The following is a 13,165-nucleotide window of genomic DNA, read 5'->3' on the forward strand; positions in this document are numbered from 1 at the left end:
TCAGCGTCGACCGTTCCTGACGGCCTCGCGCCCCGCGTTTGCTGAAGTCATGTGCGCAATAAAAAAAGGGGCGTTGGACGCCCCTTCTTCACTCTTTCACCCATGCATCGCGCCGCCTGCGCGTCACGTCAGGCCTCGACGAGCACCTCATCAGGCTGGCTTTCTTCGACCGAACTGCGGATCAGATGATCGAACGCGCCGAGCGAGGCCTTCGCGCCCTCGCCCACCGCGATCACGATCTGCTTGAACGGCACAGTCGTGACGTCGCCCGCCGCGAACACGCCGGGCACCGACGTCGCGCCCTTCGCATCGACGACGATCTCGCCGTGCTTCGACAGCGCGACCGTGCCCTTCAGCCATTCGGTGTTCGGCACGAGGCCGATCTGCACGAACACGCCTTCGAGTTCGATGCGCTTCGCGTGGCCCGACACGCGGTCTTCGAACATCAGACCGTTCACCTTCTTGCCGTCGCCGGTGATCTCGACGGTCTGCGACTGCGTGACGACCGTCACGTTCGACAGGCTACGCAGCTTGCGTTGCAGCACCTCGTCGGCGCGCAGTTGCGCGTTGTACTCGAACAGCGTCACGTGGCTCACGATGCCGGCCAGATCGATCGCCGCCTCGACACCCGAATTGCCGCCACCGATCACCGCGACGCGTTTGCCCTTGAACAGCGGGCCGTCGCAGTGCGGGCAGTACGCGACCCCGCGATTGCGGTACTCGCGTTCGCCCGGCACGCCGATTTCGCGCCAGCGCGCGCCGGTCGCGAGCACGATTGTTTTTGCCTTCAGTACCGCGCCGCTCGCAAGCCGCACTTCGTGCACGCGACCAGGGATCAGCGCTTCGGCACGCTGCACGTCCATGATGTCGACTTCGTAGCGCTTCACGTGCTGCTCGAGCGCAGTCGCGAACTTCGGTCCCTCGGTTTCCTGCACCGACACGAAGTTTTCGATCGCGAGCGTGTCGAGTACCTGACCGCCGAAGCGTTCGGCAACGACGCCCGTCGCGATGCCCTTGCGCGCCGAGTAAATCGCCGCGGCTGCACCCGCCGGGCCGCCGCCGACGATCAGCATGTCGAACACCGGCTTGTCCTGCAGCGCCTTTGCCGCGCGGGCTTCCGCGCCGCTGTCGAGTTTCGCGAGAATTTCCTTCACGCCGCTGCGGCCCTGGCCAAACACTTCGCCGTTCATGTAGACGGTCGGCACCGCCATGATCTGGCGCGTCTCGACCTCGTCCTGGAACAGCGCGCCGTCGATCGTCACCTGACGGATCCGCGGATTGATCAGCGCCATCACGTTCAGCGCCTGCACGACTTCCGGGCAGTTCTGGCACGACAGCGAGATATAGGTTTCAAAACGATAGTCGCCGTCGAGCGCGCGGATCTGTTCGATCACCGCGTCATCGAGCTTCACTGGATGGCCGCCGACCTGCAGCAGCGCCAGCACGAGCGACGTGAATTCATGTCCCATCGGAATGCCGGCGAAACGGATGCCGGTGTCCTTGCCAGGCTCGCCGATCGTGAACGACGGCTTGCGCTCGGCGTCGTCGCGGCGCTCGGTCACCGTCACGCGCGCCGACAGCGTCGCGATGTCGTGCAGCAGGGCGAGCAGTTCCTTCGATTTCGCGCTGTCGTCGACCGAAGCCACCAGCTCGATCGGCCGGGTGACTTTTTCCAGGTACGTTTTCAACTGAGTCTTGAGATTGGCGTCGAGCATGGCGATTCCGGTTTCGTGGCGTGAGTGTCCCCATGGCGGCGGGATAAGCGCAGTCTCGGGTCAACAGGCGGATGTCGGGGAGACCGGCGGGCACCGCTGCGAAAACGTGCGGGCCGCCGGTATCGGGTTACAGCGGGGGCGTTGCTATGACAGCTTAGATCTTGCCGACGAGGTCCAGCGACGGCGTCAGCGTGTCGGCGCCCGGCGTCCACTTCGCGGGGCAGACTTCACCCGGATGCGCGGCGATGTATTGGGCAGCCTGCACCTTGCGCAGCAGTTCGCCTGCATCACGGCCGATGCCGTTGTCGTGGATCTCGCACAGCTTGATCTCGCCATGCGGGTCGATCACGAACGTACCGCGCAGTGCCATGCCTTCTTCTTCGATCAGCACGTCGAAGTTGCGCGACAGCGTCAGCGTGGGATCGCCGATCATCGGGTAACGGATCTTGCCGATCGTGTCCGACGTGTCGTGCCAGGCCTTGTGCGTGAAGTGCGTATCGGTCGACACACCGTAGATTTCGACGCCGAGCTTCTGGAATTCGGCGTAACGGTCAGCCAGGTCGCCAAGCTCGGTCGGGCACACGAAGGTGAAGTCGGCCGGGTAGAACACGACGACAGACCACTTGCCTTTCAGGTTTTCTTCGGTAACCGGCACGAATTCGCCGTGGTGATAAGCGGTTGCCTTGAAGGGCTTGATCTGGCTGTTGATGATCGGCATTACGAGGTCCTTGCTGGAAGTGGTTGGAACGTGGACGAAGTATGCCGATGCCTATTAATTTAGAAAAATTGATTGATCCGATTCATGTCATTGGGAAAATCTATTCAGGCATGGAGGTTGCGGTCTGCGGGCCTCACGCGTCGGTCCACAGCGCCGACGGCACGAGCACCTGACCTTCCATCAGACGCCGCGCGCTGCGGCTCATCACCGCTCTCGTGACGATCCAGTCGCCGTCGCGCTGCTCGGCTTCCGCTCCCACCGTCATCGCGCCCGAGGGGTGTCCGAAGCGCACGCGCCCGTTCGTTGCGTTCGTGGAGTTTGCTACGAGCTGGTTGACGATCGTCCCCGGGATGGCTGCCGCAACGGCGATTGCGACCGCGCCGGTACCGGTCATCGCGTGATGCAGCTTGCCCATCGACAGGATGCGCACGTTCAGATCGACGTCGGTGGCCTCGATCCGCTTGCCGCTCGACGCGACGTAGCCCGCCGGTTCCGACACGAACGCGAGTTTCGGTGTGGCCGGTCGCGACGCGCTCACTTCGTCCGCACTGTTGCCGAGGCCCATGCGGACGGCCGCGTGCGCGCGGATCGCCTCGCACTTCTTCAGCAGCGCGGCGTTTTCGTTGACGTCGGGCTGCAGTTCGTTGCCGCGCAGCCCGAGGTCACGCGCATGCATGAAGATCGTCGGGTTGCCCGCATTGATCAGCGTGACCGCGAACGCGCCATAGCCTGGCACGTCGAGCGTGTCGACCGGTTGTCCGGTCGGGAACATCGCGCCCGCCGCGGCGTCGCCGTCTTCGGCACCGCCTGGATCGAGGAATTCAAGGCGGATTTCGGCGGCCGGGAACGTCACGCCGTCGAGTTCGAAGTCGCCGTCCTCGACCACTTCGCCGTCCTGCACCGGCACGTGCGCGACGATTTTCGCGCCGAGGTTCGCCTGCCAGATACGCACGGTCGCGAGGCCGTCGCGCGGCGCATCGACCAGGCCCTGCGCAATCGCGAACGGCCCGACCGCGGACGTCAGGTTGCCGCAGTTACCCGACCAGTCGATGACCGGCGTATCGATCGATACCGCGCCGAACAGATAGTCGACGTCGCAGTCGGGTCGCGCCGACGGACCGATCAGCACGACCTTGCTGGTACTCGACGTACCGCCGCCCATGCCGTCGATCTGCTTGCCGTACGGGTCCGGGCTGCCGATCACGCGCAACAGGATCCGGTCGCGCAACGCCGGATCGGCGGGCAGGCTGTCCGCGCGAAAGAACACGCCCTTGCTGGTGCCGCCGCGCATGTAGATGGCTGGGATTCGGGTCTGGTTCACTGCTGCTCCTGAAAGCGCGCCGGACGCGCGAGATGCGCCCGGCCGAGGTCATCATCACGATCGTACCGTCTCGCGGAGAGCCTTGTCTTCCTGCAGCGAAGCGATCAACGGACATGAGACGCTCCCTTTACGTGCGTGGCATGCACGCACGAGCTGGCACAGCACGGCTTCCATGCGGGCGAGGTCCGCGAGCTTCTCCCGTATGTCGATCAGCTTGTGCTCGGCCAGTCTGCTGGCTTCGTTGCAGTGGGTTCCATCTTCGAGTCTGAGCAGTTCGGCGACCTCATCCAGACTAAAACCCAACCGCTGGGCTGATTTCACGAACTGCACGCGAGCCACGTCCGCGTCGCCGTAACGGCGTATGCCGCCGTAAGGCTTGTCCGGCTCGAGCAGCAGGCCCTTGCGCTGATAAAACCGGATCGTCTCCACATTGACGCCGGCCGCCCTGGCCAGTGCGCCAATCGTCAAATTTCCAGGATCGTTCTGCATGTCGCTTGACTCCGTACTTGAGTACGGAAGTAACGTTACGCTACTCACCCAGCTTTTGAACGGACATTCGTATGGCTGAACCGCAAACCGGGCGTGGCGCGCTCTTCGCCGGCGGACTGGCCGCGATCCTCGCATCGACCTGCTGCCTCGGGCCGCTGTTGCTCGTCGCACTGGGTGTCAGCGGAGCCTGGATCGGCAACCTGACCGTGCTGGAGCCGTATCGCCCGATCTTCATTGGCGCGGCACTGGTGGCGCTCTTCTTTGCCGGGCGACGCATTTTCCGGCCAGCGCAGATGTGCCAGCCAGGTGAAGTGTGCGCGATTGCGCAGGTGCGTACGGCCTATAAGCTGATCTTCTGGATCGTGGCTTTGCTGGTGTTGATTGCGGTTGGTTTTCCTTATGTCCTGCCCTTGTTCTACTGATCCCTATTGATCGGAAAGTCCTCATGAAAAAGCTGTTCGTCACGCTTGCGCTCGTCGCCGTCACGTCCCCCGTCTCGTCCGTCTGGGCCGCGTCCCGGACGGTCACGCTGTCTGTTCCCGGCATGACGTGCGCTGCCTGTCCGATCACAGTCAGGCATGCGCTTTCCAGCGTTCCCGGCGTCGAGAAAACGGATGTCCGTTTCGAGCAGCGGGAAGCCATCGTGACCTTCGACGACACCCGGACCAACGTGCCGGCGCTGACCAGGGCCACGGCGGACGCGGGCTATCCATCGTCGATCGGCCGGTGAACGGTCGAGAGGGCCGGTCATGACTGGAAATATTCATGAAAGAACGGAGCATGCCCATGATGACCCTGAAGATCGACGGGATGACGTGCGTGTCGTGCGCGGGGCATGTCAGGCAGGCGTTGGAGAACGTGCCCGGCCCGGCGAGGACGGGTGCGCAGCGTAGCGGCGTCGACGGCGCGCTGCGGATTGCCGTGATCGGCAGTGGCGGCGCTGCGATGGCGGCTGCCTTGAAGGTTGCCGAAACCGGCGCACAGGTCACGCTGATCGAGCGCGGCACGATCGGCGGGACCTGCGTCAACGTCGGCTGCGTGCCGTCCAAGATCATGATTCGTGCGGCACACGTCGCGCATATGCGGCAGACGAGCCCTTTTGACGCGGGCATCACCGCGACCGCGCCTGTGATCGACCGTTCACGTCTGCTCGCGCAGCAGCAGGGCCGCGTGGATGAACTGCGCCACGCCAAGTACGAAAGCATCCTGGCATCGAACCCGAACATTGCCGTGCTACATGGCACAGCGCGCTTCAAGGATGGCCATACGCTCGCAGTCGCACTGACTGGCGGCGGCGAACACGACGTGTCGTTCGACCGGTGCCTGATTGCCACGGGCGCGAGCGCAGCAGTGCCACCGATTGCCGGCCTGAAAGACACGCCGTACTGGACGTCGACGGAGGCGCTGGCCAGCGACACGATCCCTACTCGACTGGCCGTGATCGGCTCATCAGTGGTCGCGGTCGAGCTGGCGCAAGCCTTCGCCCGCCTGGGAAGCCGGGTCACGATTCTGGCGCGCAACGCCCTGTTCTTTCGCGACGATCCGGCGATCGGCACAGCGATAACGGCAGCGTTTCACGACGAAGACATCGACGTGCTGGAGCAGACCCAGGCCAGCCAGGTGTCGCATGCTGGGGGTGAATTCATGCTCGCCACGAACCGCGGCACGTTGCGGGCCGATCAGTTGCTGGTCGCGACGGGTCGCTCGCCCAACACCCGCGGTTTGAATCTGGAGCAGGCAGGCGTAAAACTCGACGAGCGCGGCGCGATTGCGATCGACGCCGGCATGCGGACCAGCGCACCTGACATCTACGCAGCAGGCGACTGTACCGATCAACCGCAGTTCGTCTACGTCGCGGCGGCGGCGGGCACCCGCGCCGCGATCAACATGACCGGTGGCAACGCGAGCCTGAATCTCGACATCATGCCCGCAGTGGTCTTCACCGATCCGCAGGTGGCCACTGTCGGCTACACCGAGGCGCAGGCCCGCCAGGCCGGAATCGAAACCGACAGTCGCATGCTGACGCTGGACAATGTGCCCCGCGCGCGGGTCAATTTCGATACGCGTGGGTTCATCCAGCTGATCGCCGAGGTGGGCAGCGGCCGGCTCGTCGGTGTGCAGGCGGTGGCACCGGAAGCAGGCGAGCTTATCCAGACCGCCGCGCTGGCGATTCGCGCACGCATGACGGTGCAGGAACTCGCCGATCAGCTGTTCCCCTACCTGACGATGGTCGAAGGATTGAAGCTCGCGGCGCAGACTTTCTTCAAGGATGTGACGCAGTTGTCGTGCTGCGCCGGATAAGCGGAGAGGTCCACGATGAATCTTGTTCGCTATACAGATGAGCTCGTGACGCGCCTGACGACGGCCAACCGGTCCGAGGGCTTTGCGAATCTCTTTGTCGTGCTGCTGCGCGAACTCGCGAAAGGTACGCCGGCTGCTCCCGCAACGCTCGCCCGGAGCCTTGGCTGGCCAGCCAGGCGCGTCGTGGCTGCGCTCGAACAGGCGGTGAGCACCGAGTGGGATGACGACGGCAATGTCGTCGGCTACGGACTGACGCTACGCGAGACGGCGCATGTTTTCGAAGTCGAGGGTCGACGCCTGTACACGTGGTGCGCGTTCGACACGTTGTTTTTCCCGGCTCTGATAGATCGGACTGCCCATGTGGTCTCGCGCTGTGCCGCGACCGGCATGCCGGTTTCGCTCACAGTCGCACCTGGCGCGATACGGGATGTCGAACCGGCCGGCGCAGCCATATCGCTGATCCTGCCGCAGGACACCGCCGACATCCGCCATGCATTCTGTTGTCACGTGCACTTTTTCGCTTCCGGCGTCGTGGCCCACGATTGGGCCGCGGAGCACGCCGGACTCGAGATCGTGACCGTCCAGGATGCCTTCGACGTGGGCCGCGAGCGTGCCCGTCAGTTGTTGCGAGCCATTTGATCAAGCGTGCCGCGACGGTCGTCAGCCGCGCGCGAGTTGCTCGCGCAGATTGAACACCTCGTCCATCGGCTGCCAGAGACCGTCGCCGGTTGCATCCGCAAGTCGCTGCTGCAGCGTCGCCATCAGCCGTTCCCATTCCTGCACGCGCGGCGGGCTGTCGGGTCCGACCGCAAGCCGCGCGAGATCGAACGAAGGCGCGGTGTCGATCAACATCGTCAGGCGATTGCCACGACGCCAGATCGTCATGTCGTCGATGCCGGATTGCCGCAGATGCGCGAGCACCTCAGGCCACACGTCGCGATGGTAGCGGTCGTATGCGGCGATCGCGGCGGGATCGTTACGCAGATCCAGCGTTAAGCAGTGGCGTGTCATCGCTATGCCGCAGCCTTTACATAGATCGACAGATGCACGTGTTGCGCGGCGTTAATCGCGTCCCAGTCCCAGTCGATCCCGAGCCCCGGCTCACGCGGCGCGACCGCGAAACCGTCTTCGATCCGCACGCGTCGCCCGGTCAGCGAATCGAGTTGCGGAATGTACTCGACCCACGTCGCGTTCGGTACGGCCGCACACAGGCTCACGTGAAGTTCCATCAGGAAGTGCGGACAGATCTCGACGTTCAGCGCTTCCGCGACGTGCGCGATCTTCAGCCACGGCGTGATGCCGCCGACCCGCGCGACGTCGGCCTGCACGATCGCGCACGCGTCGGCCTTCAGGTATTCGCCGAACTGGCCCGGGTGATACAGCGATTCGCCGACCGCGACCGGCACCGATGTCGACAGGCACAGCCGCCGGTGCGCGTCGACGCTTTCCGCCGGCATCGGCTCCTCGAGCCACGCAAGGCGAAACGGTTCGAACGCGCGTGCGCGCCGCAGCGCCTCGGCGAACGTGAAGCCCTGATTCGCATCGGTCATCAACTCGAAGCCATCGCCGACCGCCGCACGCACCGCATCGAGCCTGCGTACGTCCTCGGACAGATGCGGGCGCCCCACTTTCAGCTTCGCGCCGCGAAACCCGTCGGCCTGCGCCTGCAGCGTCTGGTCGACGAGTTCGCGTTCCGACAGATGCAGCCAGCCGCCCTCGGTCGTATAGGTGCGGATGCGCTCTTTCGCGCCGCCCGCCGCGATCCACAGCGGCAGCCCCGCAACGCGCGTATTGCGGTCCCACAGCGCGGTATCGATCGCGGCGAGCGCGAGGCTCGTGATCGCACCGACCGCGGTCGCGTGCGTGTGAAAGAACAGGTCGCGCCAGATTGCCTCGTATTCCGCCGGATGGCGGCCGATCAGTCGAGGCGCGAGATGGTCGCGCAGCAGCGCGACGATGGACGAGCCGCCCGTGCCGATCGTGTACGTATAGCCGGTACCGCTGCTGCCGTCGCTGCAGCGAAGCGTCAGCAGCACGGTTTCCTGCACGACGAACGACTGGATCGCGTCGGTGCGCTTGACCTTCGGCTGGAGATCGACCTGGCGGATCTCGACCGCATCGATTGTCGTCATGAATGCTCCCTGTTGCGTTGTGCTCGCGTTGTTCTACGTTCAGCCCTTCACACCGCCGAGCGTCAGGCCGGCGATCAGATGCTTCTGCACGATGAATGTGAGGATGATGGCCGGCACGATGATCACGACGGCCATCGCGCACATGCCGGCCCAGTCGACCGAGAACTGCGCGGTGAAATCCATCAGACCGACGGGCAAGGTCTTCGTATCGGGGCTGCGGCATAGCTGCGTCGCGAGCGCGAACTCGTTCCAGCTGGTGAGGAACGCGAAAATGCCGGCCGATGCGATGCCCGAGCGCGCGAGCGGCAACTCGATGCGCCAGAACGCCTGCCAGCGGTTGCAGCCGTCGATCTGCGCGGCCTGCGACAGTTCGATCGGCACTTCGCGAAAGAAGCCGTCGATCAGCCACACGGTGAACGGCACGTTCATCGCGAGGTACACGATGATCACGCCGAGCCGCGTGTCGAGCAGGCCGGTCCAGGCCCACAGCATGAAGATCGGCAGCGACAGCGCGATGCCGGGAATCGCGCGCGTCAGCATCAGCAGCACGAAGAACACGTTCTTGCGACGGAACTCGAAACGCGCGAACGCATAGCCGCCGAGCACGCCGACGACGAGCGCAGCGGCGGTGCTCACGCACGAGATGATCACCGAGTTGACGAAGTACTGGCGGATCGGCAGCGATGCCATCTGGCCGAAACCGAACATGCTGCGGAAGTTGTCGAGCGTATAGCTACTCGCCGCGAACGGCGACTGGTTCGACAGGATCGCGACATTCGAACGGAACGCGTTCAGCACGACCCACAGCCCCGGCAGGCAGATCACCGCCATCACGACGAAGACGCCGAACCACAGGCCGAAGGTTTTTAGCCACTGTGCAGGGGTGCGGCCCGGTGCATCGTCCGCTGCGAAGGAAAGTTCGCTCATGATGTCAGGCCGGTCCCATGTGCCGGCGCGCGGCGTTCAGTTTGCGGAAGAAGTACAACGTGAAGAGGATCGACACGAGCACCGACACGTACGCGATCGCGTTCGCGTAGCCCATGCGCGAATCGTCGTACGCGATGCGTCCGACCATCGTCCACAGCAGCTCGGTGCGCCCGCCTGGACCGCCGTTCGTCATGATCCGCACGATGTCGTACGCACGGCCGACGTCGAGCGAGCGGATCGTCATCGCGATGTAGATGAACGGCATCAGGTACGGCAGCGTCACATAGCGGAACGTCTGCCACGGCGTGCAGCCGTCGACTTTCGACGCTTCGATCGGGTCTTTCGGCAGCGCCATCAGACCGGCCAGCAGGATCACCGCAAACACCGGCGTCGAATTCCACACCTCGGCCGCAATCAGCGACGCAAGCGCTGTCTTCGCATCGACGAGAAACGGAATCGCGGTCTTCACGCCGAACAGCGTCTGCAGCAGGCTGTTGATCACACCGGTGCTGTCGTTCAGCATGAACTTGAACTGGAAACCGACCAGCACCGGCGAGAACATCATCGGGAACATCATCACGGTACGTAGTGCGCGCTGCCCGGTGGTCACGCGGTTCAGCAACAGCGCGATGCCGAGCCCAAACAGCAACTCGAGGTCCAGCGCGATCGTCAGGAACAGCACGGTGCGTCCGAACGCCGCCCAGAAGTCCCCGTTCGAGAACGCGCGCAGATAGTTGCGCCAGCCGATCACGTGCGACAGCGTCTCGGGATCGGTGAGCCGGTACGACGTGAAGCTCGTGTATAGCGAAAACAGCAGCGGTAGCACGACCACGATCGCCACCGACAGAAACGCGGGCAACAGCAGCCGCGCGGGCAGCGACACGCGTGCGGCCAATGCGCCGAATACGCGCGTCGCGCCTGCGTTGCGCGACACGTCGTGAGAAGAAGCCGGCACCGGTTCGCCGCGACGGGGTTCGACGTTCATCATCACTCGTTGTCGGCTGCGTCCTGCATGATGTCGGAGACCTTCTTCGCGGCGTCGTTCAGTGCCTGCGTCGAGGTCTTGTCGCCGATGATCGCCTTCTGCAGTTCCGGCCACAGCGCATTCGAGATCTCGTTCCATTGCGCAATGCGCGGCGGCGTGAACGAATCTTCCTTCGCGGCCGTGCTGAACACGCCGATCGCGTTCGCCATGAACGTCTCATGCTTCGCGTCGAATTCCTTCACTGCATCGCGCTGCGCATCGAGCCGCGACGGAATCGTGCCGAGGCGCGCTTCGACCATCTGCGAATCGTGGCTCGTCAGGAACTCGATGAAGCTCGCGGCGACTTCGGGGCGATCGCAGGTCTTCGTGATCGAGAAGCTGTGCGAACCCGACCATCCCGGCCGGCGGTTGCCCGCACCGAGCGGCGCGCGCACCACGCCGACGTTGCCGGCCAGCTTCGACGTCTTCGGATCGTTATAGAACGACGCGAAGCCGGGCCAGTCCATGTCGAGCGCGACCTTGCCGGATGCGAAGTTATTGCCGAGATCGTCCCACACGTAACTCGGCACACCCTTCGGCACGGCGCCGGTCTTGTACAGATCGACGAACCAGTCGAGCGTTTTCACGCCGATCGGCGAATTGAACGTGGGCCGCATCTTCGCATCGAGCAACTGGCCGCCGTTTGCGACGAGCAGCGAATAGAACGTGCCCGTGATCGCCTCGTCCTTGCCCGGGAACTGCGTACCGTAAAAGTTCGGCGCTTTCGTGAAGAACTTCGCCTGCTGCGTGAATTCAGCGTACGTCGCGGGCGGCGCAAGCGGCTTGCCGAACTGCTTGCGATACGCGGCCTGGTTCGCGGGATCGTCGAATGCGGTCTTGTTGTAGTACAGCGCCTCGACGTCGGTCGAGCGCGGAATCTGCACGAGATGCCCCTTCACTTCCGACTGCTTCAACAGGTTTGGCGCGAACTGCGCGAGATAGTCGGCGGGGAAAAGGCTCTTCAGATCGCGGAAAATCGGGTACTGCGCGGCGAAATTCGTATGGTTCGACGACACGCAGTAGTCGATGTGATTCGACGCGATGTCCTGCTTCAGTTCGCGGTCGAGTTCGAAGTGACTCTTGCGCGACACGATCTCGACCTTCGCACCGGTCTGTTTTTCCCACAGCGGAATGCGCGTATAGAGCGCTTCATACTGCACGCCGCCGATCAGCTTCACGCGCAGCGTGTAGCCCTTGTATTCGTTGTCCGCGCGCGCGGTGCCCGCTGCGACGATGCCGGCCAGCGCCAGTACCGATACCGCGGCGCACACGAGCGTGCCCTTCCTCTTTGTCTGCTTCCCGTTGCCGTCCTGCATCGCGCGTCTCCTGATGTCGTTCGTTGAACGCCCGCCGTCGATGCGGCGTGCGCTGTGATGCGAGCGTTAGCGCAGCCGGCGCCCGCTGTCCGGATCGAACAGATAGATGTGTTCGGGCTTCGCGCGCAGCCGCACCTGCGCACCGGGCCGCAGATCGGAACGGCCGTTCACGGTCACGCAGCACGACGCGCCCGCGACCGTGCCGAACAGTTCGGTCGCAGCACCCGTCGGCTCGACGACGTTCACCGTGAACGCGAAGCCGTCGGTCTCGGACGCCGCGCACAGTACGAGATGTTCGGGGCGCATGCCGATCGTGACCGGTTGCCCGTCGGCTGCATGCACACGCGGCGCGGGCAGCATCGTGTCGCCGATGCGCACTCGTGCGGCATCGGCGGTCTGCGCGTAGTGCCCAGTGAACAGATTCATCGACGGCGAGCCGATGAAACTCGCGACGAACAGGTTGTCCGGATCGTCGTACAGATCGAGCGGCGCGCCGATCTGCTCGATCGTGCCGCCATTCAGCACGACGATGCGGTCGGCCATCGTCATCGCTTCGATCTGGTCGTGCGTGACGTAGACGGTAGTCGCTTTCAGCCGCTGATGCAGTGCGCGGATTTCCGCGCGCATCTGCACGCGCAGCTTCGCGTCGAGATTCGACAGCGGCTCGTCGAACAGAAACACCTTCGGGTCACGGACGATCGCGCGACCCATCGCGACGCGCTGTCGCTGCCCGCCCGACAGATGCCGCGGATAGCGATCGAGCAACCCGTTCAGGCCAAGGATCGATGCAGCCTCGCGGGCGCGTGCGTCGATCTCGGCGGGCTTCAATTCGCGCAGCTTTAGCGCGAACGTGAGGTTTTCCAGCACGCTCATGTGCGGATACAGCGCGTAGTTCTGAAACACCATCGCGATGTCGCGGTCTTTGGGCGGCAGGCTGTTCACCACGCGGCCATCGATCAGGATGCGCCCACGCGTCACGCCTTCGAGCCCGGCGAGCGCGCGCAGCAGCGTCGACTTGCCGCAGCCGCTCGGCCCGACCAGCACGAGGAATTCGCCGTCGCGCACGGTCAGGTCGATCTGCTTCAGCACCTGCACGGCGCCGAACGACTTCTGCACCTGCTCGAATGCAACCTCGGCCATCCGGTGTCTCCTGCGTTTTGCGTGACCTGACATGACGTCTTCGCGTGACTTTCACCACGCATCGATCGATGCCAATTATTTT

The 13,165-nt window shown here is 64.1% G+C and carries 14 protein-coding genes; 4 read left to right on the plus strand and 10 right to left on the minus strand.

What is annotated here, in order from left to right; all coding sequences use genetic code 11:
* Nucleotides 1-128: 128 nt before the first annotated feature.
* The 4 genes from ahpF to merR form a co-directional block, all read right to left on the minus strand.
* The gene (ahpF, locus tag ACREXZ_RS14400) at nucleotides 129-1,715 is read right to left on the minus strand and encodes an alkyl hydroperoxide reductase subunit F (RefSeq protein WP_431764767.1); all 1,587 of its coding nucleotides are present in this window, start codon (nucleotides 1,713-1,715) and stop codon (nucleotides 129-131) included.
* Between the two features lie 154 nt (nucleotides 1,716-1,869).
* On the minus strand, nucleotides 1,870-2,433 hold the full coding sequence (ahpC, locus tag ACREXZ_RS14405; RefSeq protein ID WP_431764768.1) for an alkyl hydroperoxide reductase subunit C: 564 nt from the start codon (nucleotides 2,431-2,433) through the stop codon (nucleotides 1,870-1,872).
* Between the two features lie 133 nt (nucleotides 2,434-2,566).
* Nucleotides 2,567-3,754: a 2-methylaconitate cis-trans isomerase PrpF gene (gene prpF, locus ACREXZ_RS14410; RefSeq protein ID WP_431764769.1), complete on the minus strand. Its 1,188-nt coding sequence runs from the start codon at nucleotides 3,752-3,754 to the stop codon at nucleotides 2,567-2,569.
* Between the two features lie 54 nt (nucleotides 3,755-3,808).
* Nucleotides 3,809-4,243 (minus strand): Hg(II)-responsive transcriptional regulator, encoded by a 435-nt coding sequence (gene merR, locus ACREXZ_RS14415; protein WP_431764770.1) that lies wholly within the window; start codon nucleotides 4,241-4,243, stop codon nucleotides 3,809-3,811.
* Nucleotides 4,244-4,314: 71 nt separating this feature from the next.
* Between merR and merT the strand changes: the two genes are divergently transcribed.
* Genes merT through merB form a run of 4 tightly spaced genes read left to right on the plus strand, consistent with a single transcriptional unit; the run spans nucleotide 4,315 to nucleotide 7,183 of the window.
* Nucleotides 4,315-4,665: a mercuric ion transporter MerT gene (gene merT / locus ACREXZ_RS14420; protein ID WP_431764771.1), complete on the plus strand. Its 351-nt coding sequence runs from the start codon at nucleotides 4,315-4,317 to the stop codon at nucleotides 4,663-4,665.
* 23 nt (nucleotides 4,666-4,688) lie between these two features.
* Nucleotides 4,689-4,973: a mercury resistance system periplasmic binding protein MerP gene (gene merP / locus ACREXZ_RS14425; RefSeq protein ID WP_431764772.1), complete on the plus strand. Its 285-nt coding sequence runs from the start codon at nucleotides 4,689-4,691 to the stop codon at nucleotides 4,971-4,973.
* Nucleotides 4,974-5,029: 56 nt separating this feature from the next.
* A complete protein-coding gene (merA, locus tag ACREXZ_RS14430) occupies nucleotides 5,030-6,544 on the plus strand; it encodes a mercury(II) reductase (RefSeq protein ID WP_431764773.1) in 1,515 nt (504 codons plus the stop codon).
* Between the two features lie 15 nt (nucleotides 6,545-6,559).
* Nucleotides 6,560-7,183 carry an organomercurial lyase MerB gene (gene merB, locus ACREXZ_RS14435; RefSeq protein WP_431764774.1) on the plus strand — a complete coding sequence of 208 codons (624 nt, stop codon included), beginning with the start codon at nucleotides 6,560-6,562 and terminating at the stop codon, nucleotides 7,181-7,183.
* Between the two features lie 21 nt (nucleotides 7,184-7,204).
* On the opposite strand, the gene ACREXZ_RS14440 is transcribed toward merB, so the two are convergent.
* The 6 genes from ACREXZ_RS14440 to ACREXZ_RS14465 form a co-directional block, all read right to left on the minus strand.
* Nucleotides 7,205-7,555, minus strand: a complete 351-nt coding sequence (locus ACREXZ_RS14440; protein ID WP_431764775.1) for an L-rhamnose mutarotase — start codon at nucleotides 7,553-7,555, stop codon at nucleotides 7,205-7,207.
* Nucleotides 7,556-7,557: 2 nt separating this feature from the next.
* Nucleotides 7,558-8,676 carry a mandelate racemase/muconate lactonizing enzyme family protein gene (locus ACREXZ_RS14445; RefSeq protein WP_431764776.1) on the minus strand — a complete coding sequence of 373 codons (1,119 nt, stop codon included), beginning with the start codon at nucleotides 8,674-8,676 and terminating at the stop codon, nucleotides 7,558-7,560.
* Nucleotides 8,677-8,715: 39 nt separating this feature from the next.
* On the minus strand, nucleotides 8,716-9,603 hold the full coding sequence (locus ACREXZ_RS14450) for a carbohydrate ABC transporter permease (RefSeq protein WP_431764777.1): 888 nt from the start codon (nucleotides 9,601-9,603) through the stop codon (nucleotides 8,716-8,718).
* A 4-nt stretch (nucleotides 9,604-9,607) separates the two neighbouring features.
* Nucleotides 9,608-10,588: a carbohydrate ABC transporter permease gene (locus ACREXZ_RS14455; protein ID WP_431764778.1), complete on the minus strand. Its 981-nt coding sequence runs from the start codon at nucleotides 10,586-10,588 to the stop codon at nucleotides 9,608-9,610.
* 2 nt (nucleotides 10,589-10,590) lie between these two features.
* Nucleotides 10,591-11,943, minus strand: a complete 1,353-nt coding sequence (locus ACREXZ_RS14460; RefSeq protein ID WP_431764779.1) for an ABC transporter substrate-binding protein — start codon at nucleotides 11,941-11,943, stop codon at nucleotides 10,591-10,593.
* Between the two features lie 66 nt (nucleotides 11,944-12,009).
* Nucleotides 12,010-13,083 (minus strand): ABC transporter ATP-binding protein, encoded by a 1,074-nt coding sequence (locus ACREXZ_RS14465; RefSeq protein ID WP_431764780.1) that lies wholly within the window; start codon nucleotides 13,081-13,083, stop codon nucleotides 12,010-12,012.
* Between the last annotated feature and the right edge of the window lie 82 nt (nucleotides 13,084-13,165).

It is taken from the genome of Paraburkholderia sp., from assembly GCF_050742655.1.
Taxonomy (GTDB): domain Bacteria; phylum Pseudomonadota; class Gammaproteobacteria; order Burkholderiales; family Burkholderiaceae; genus Paraburkholderia.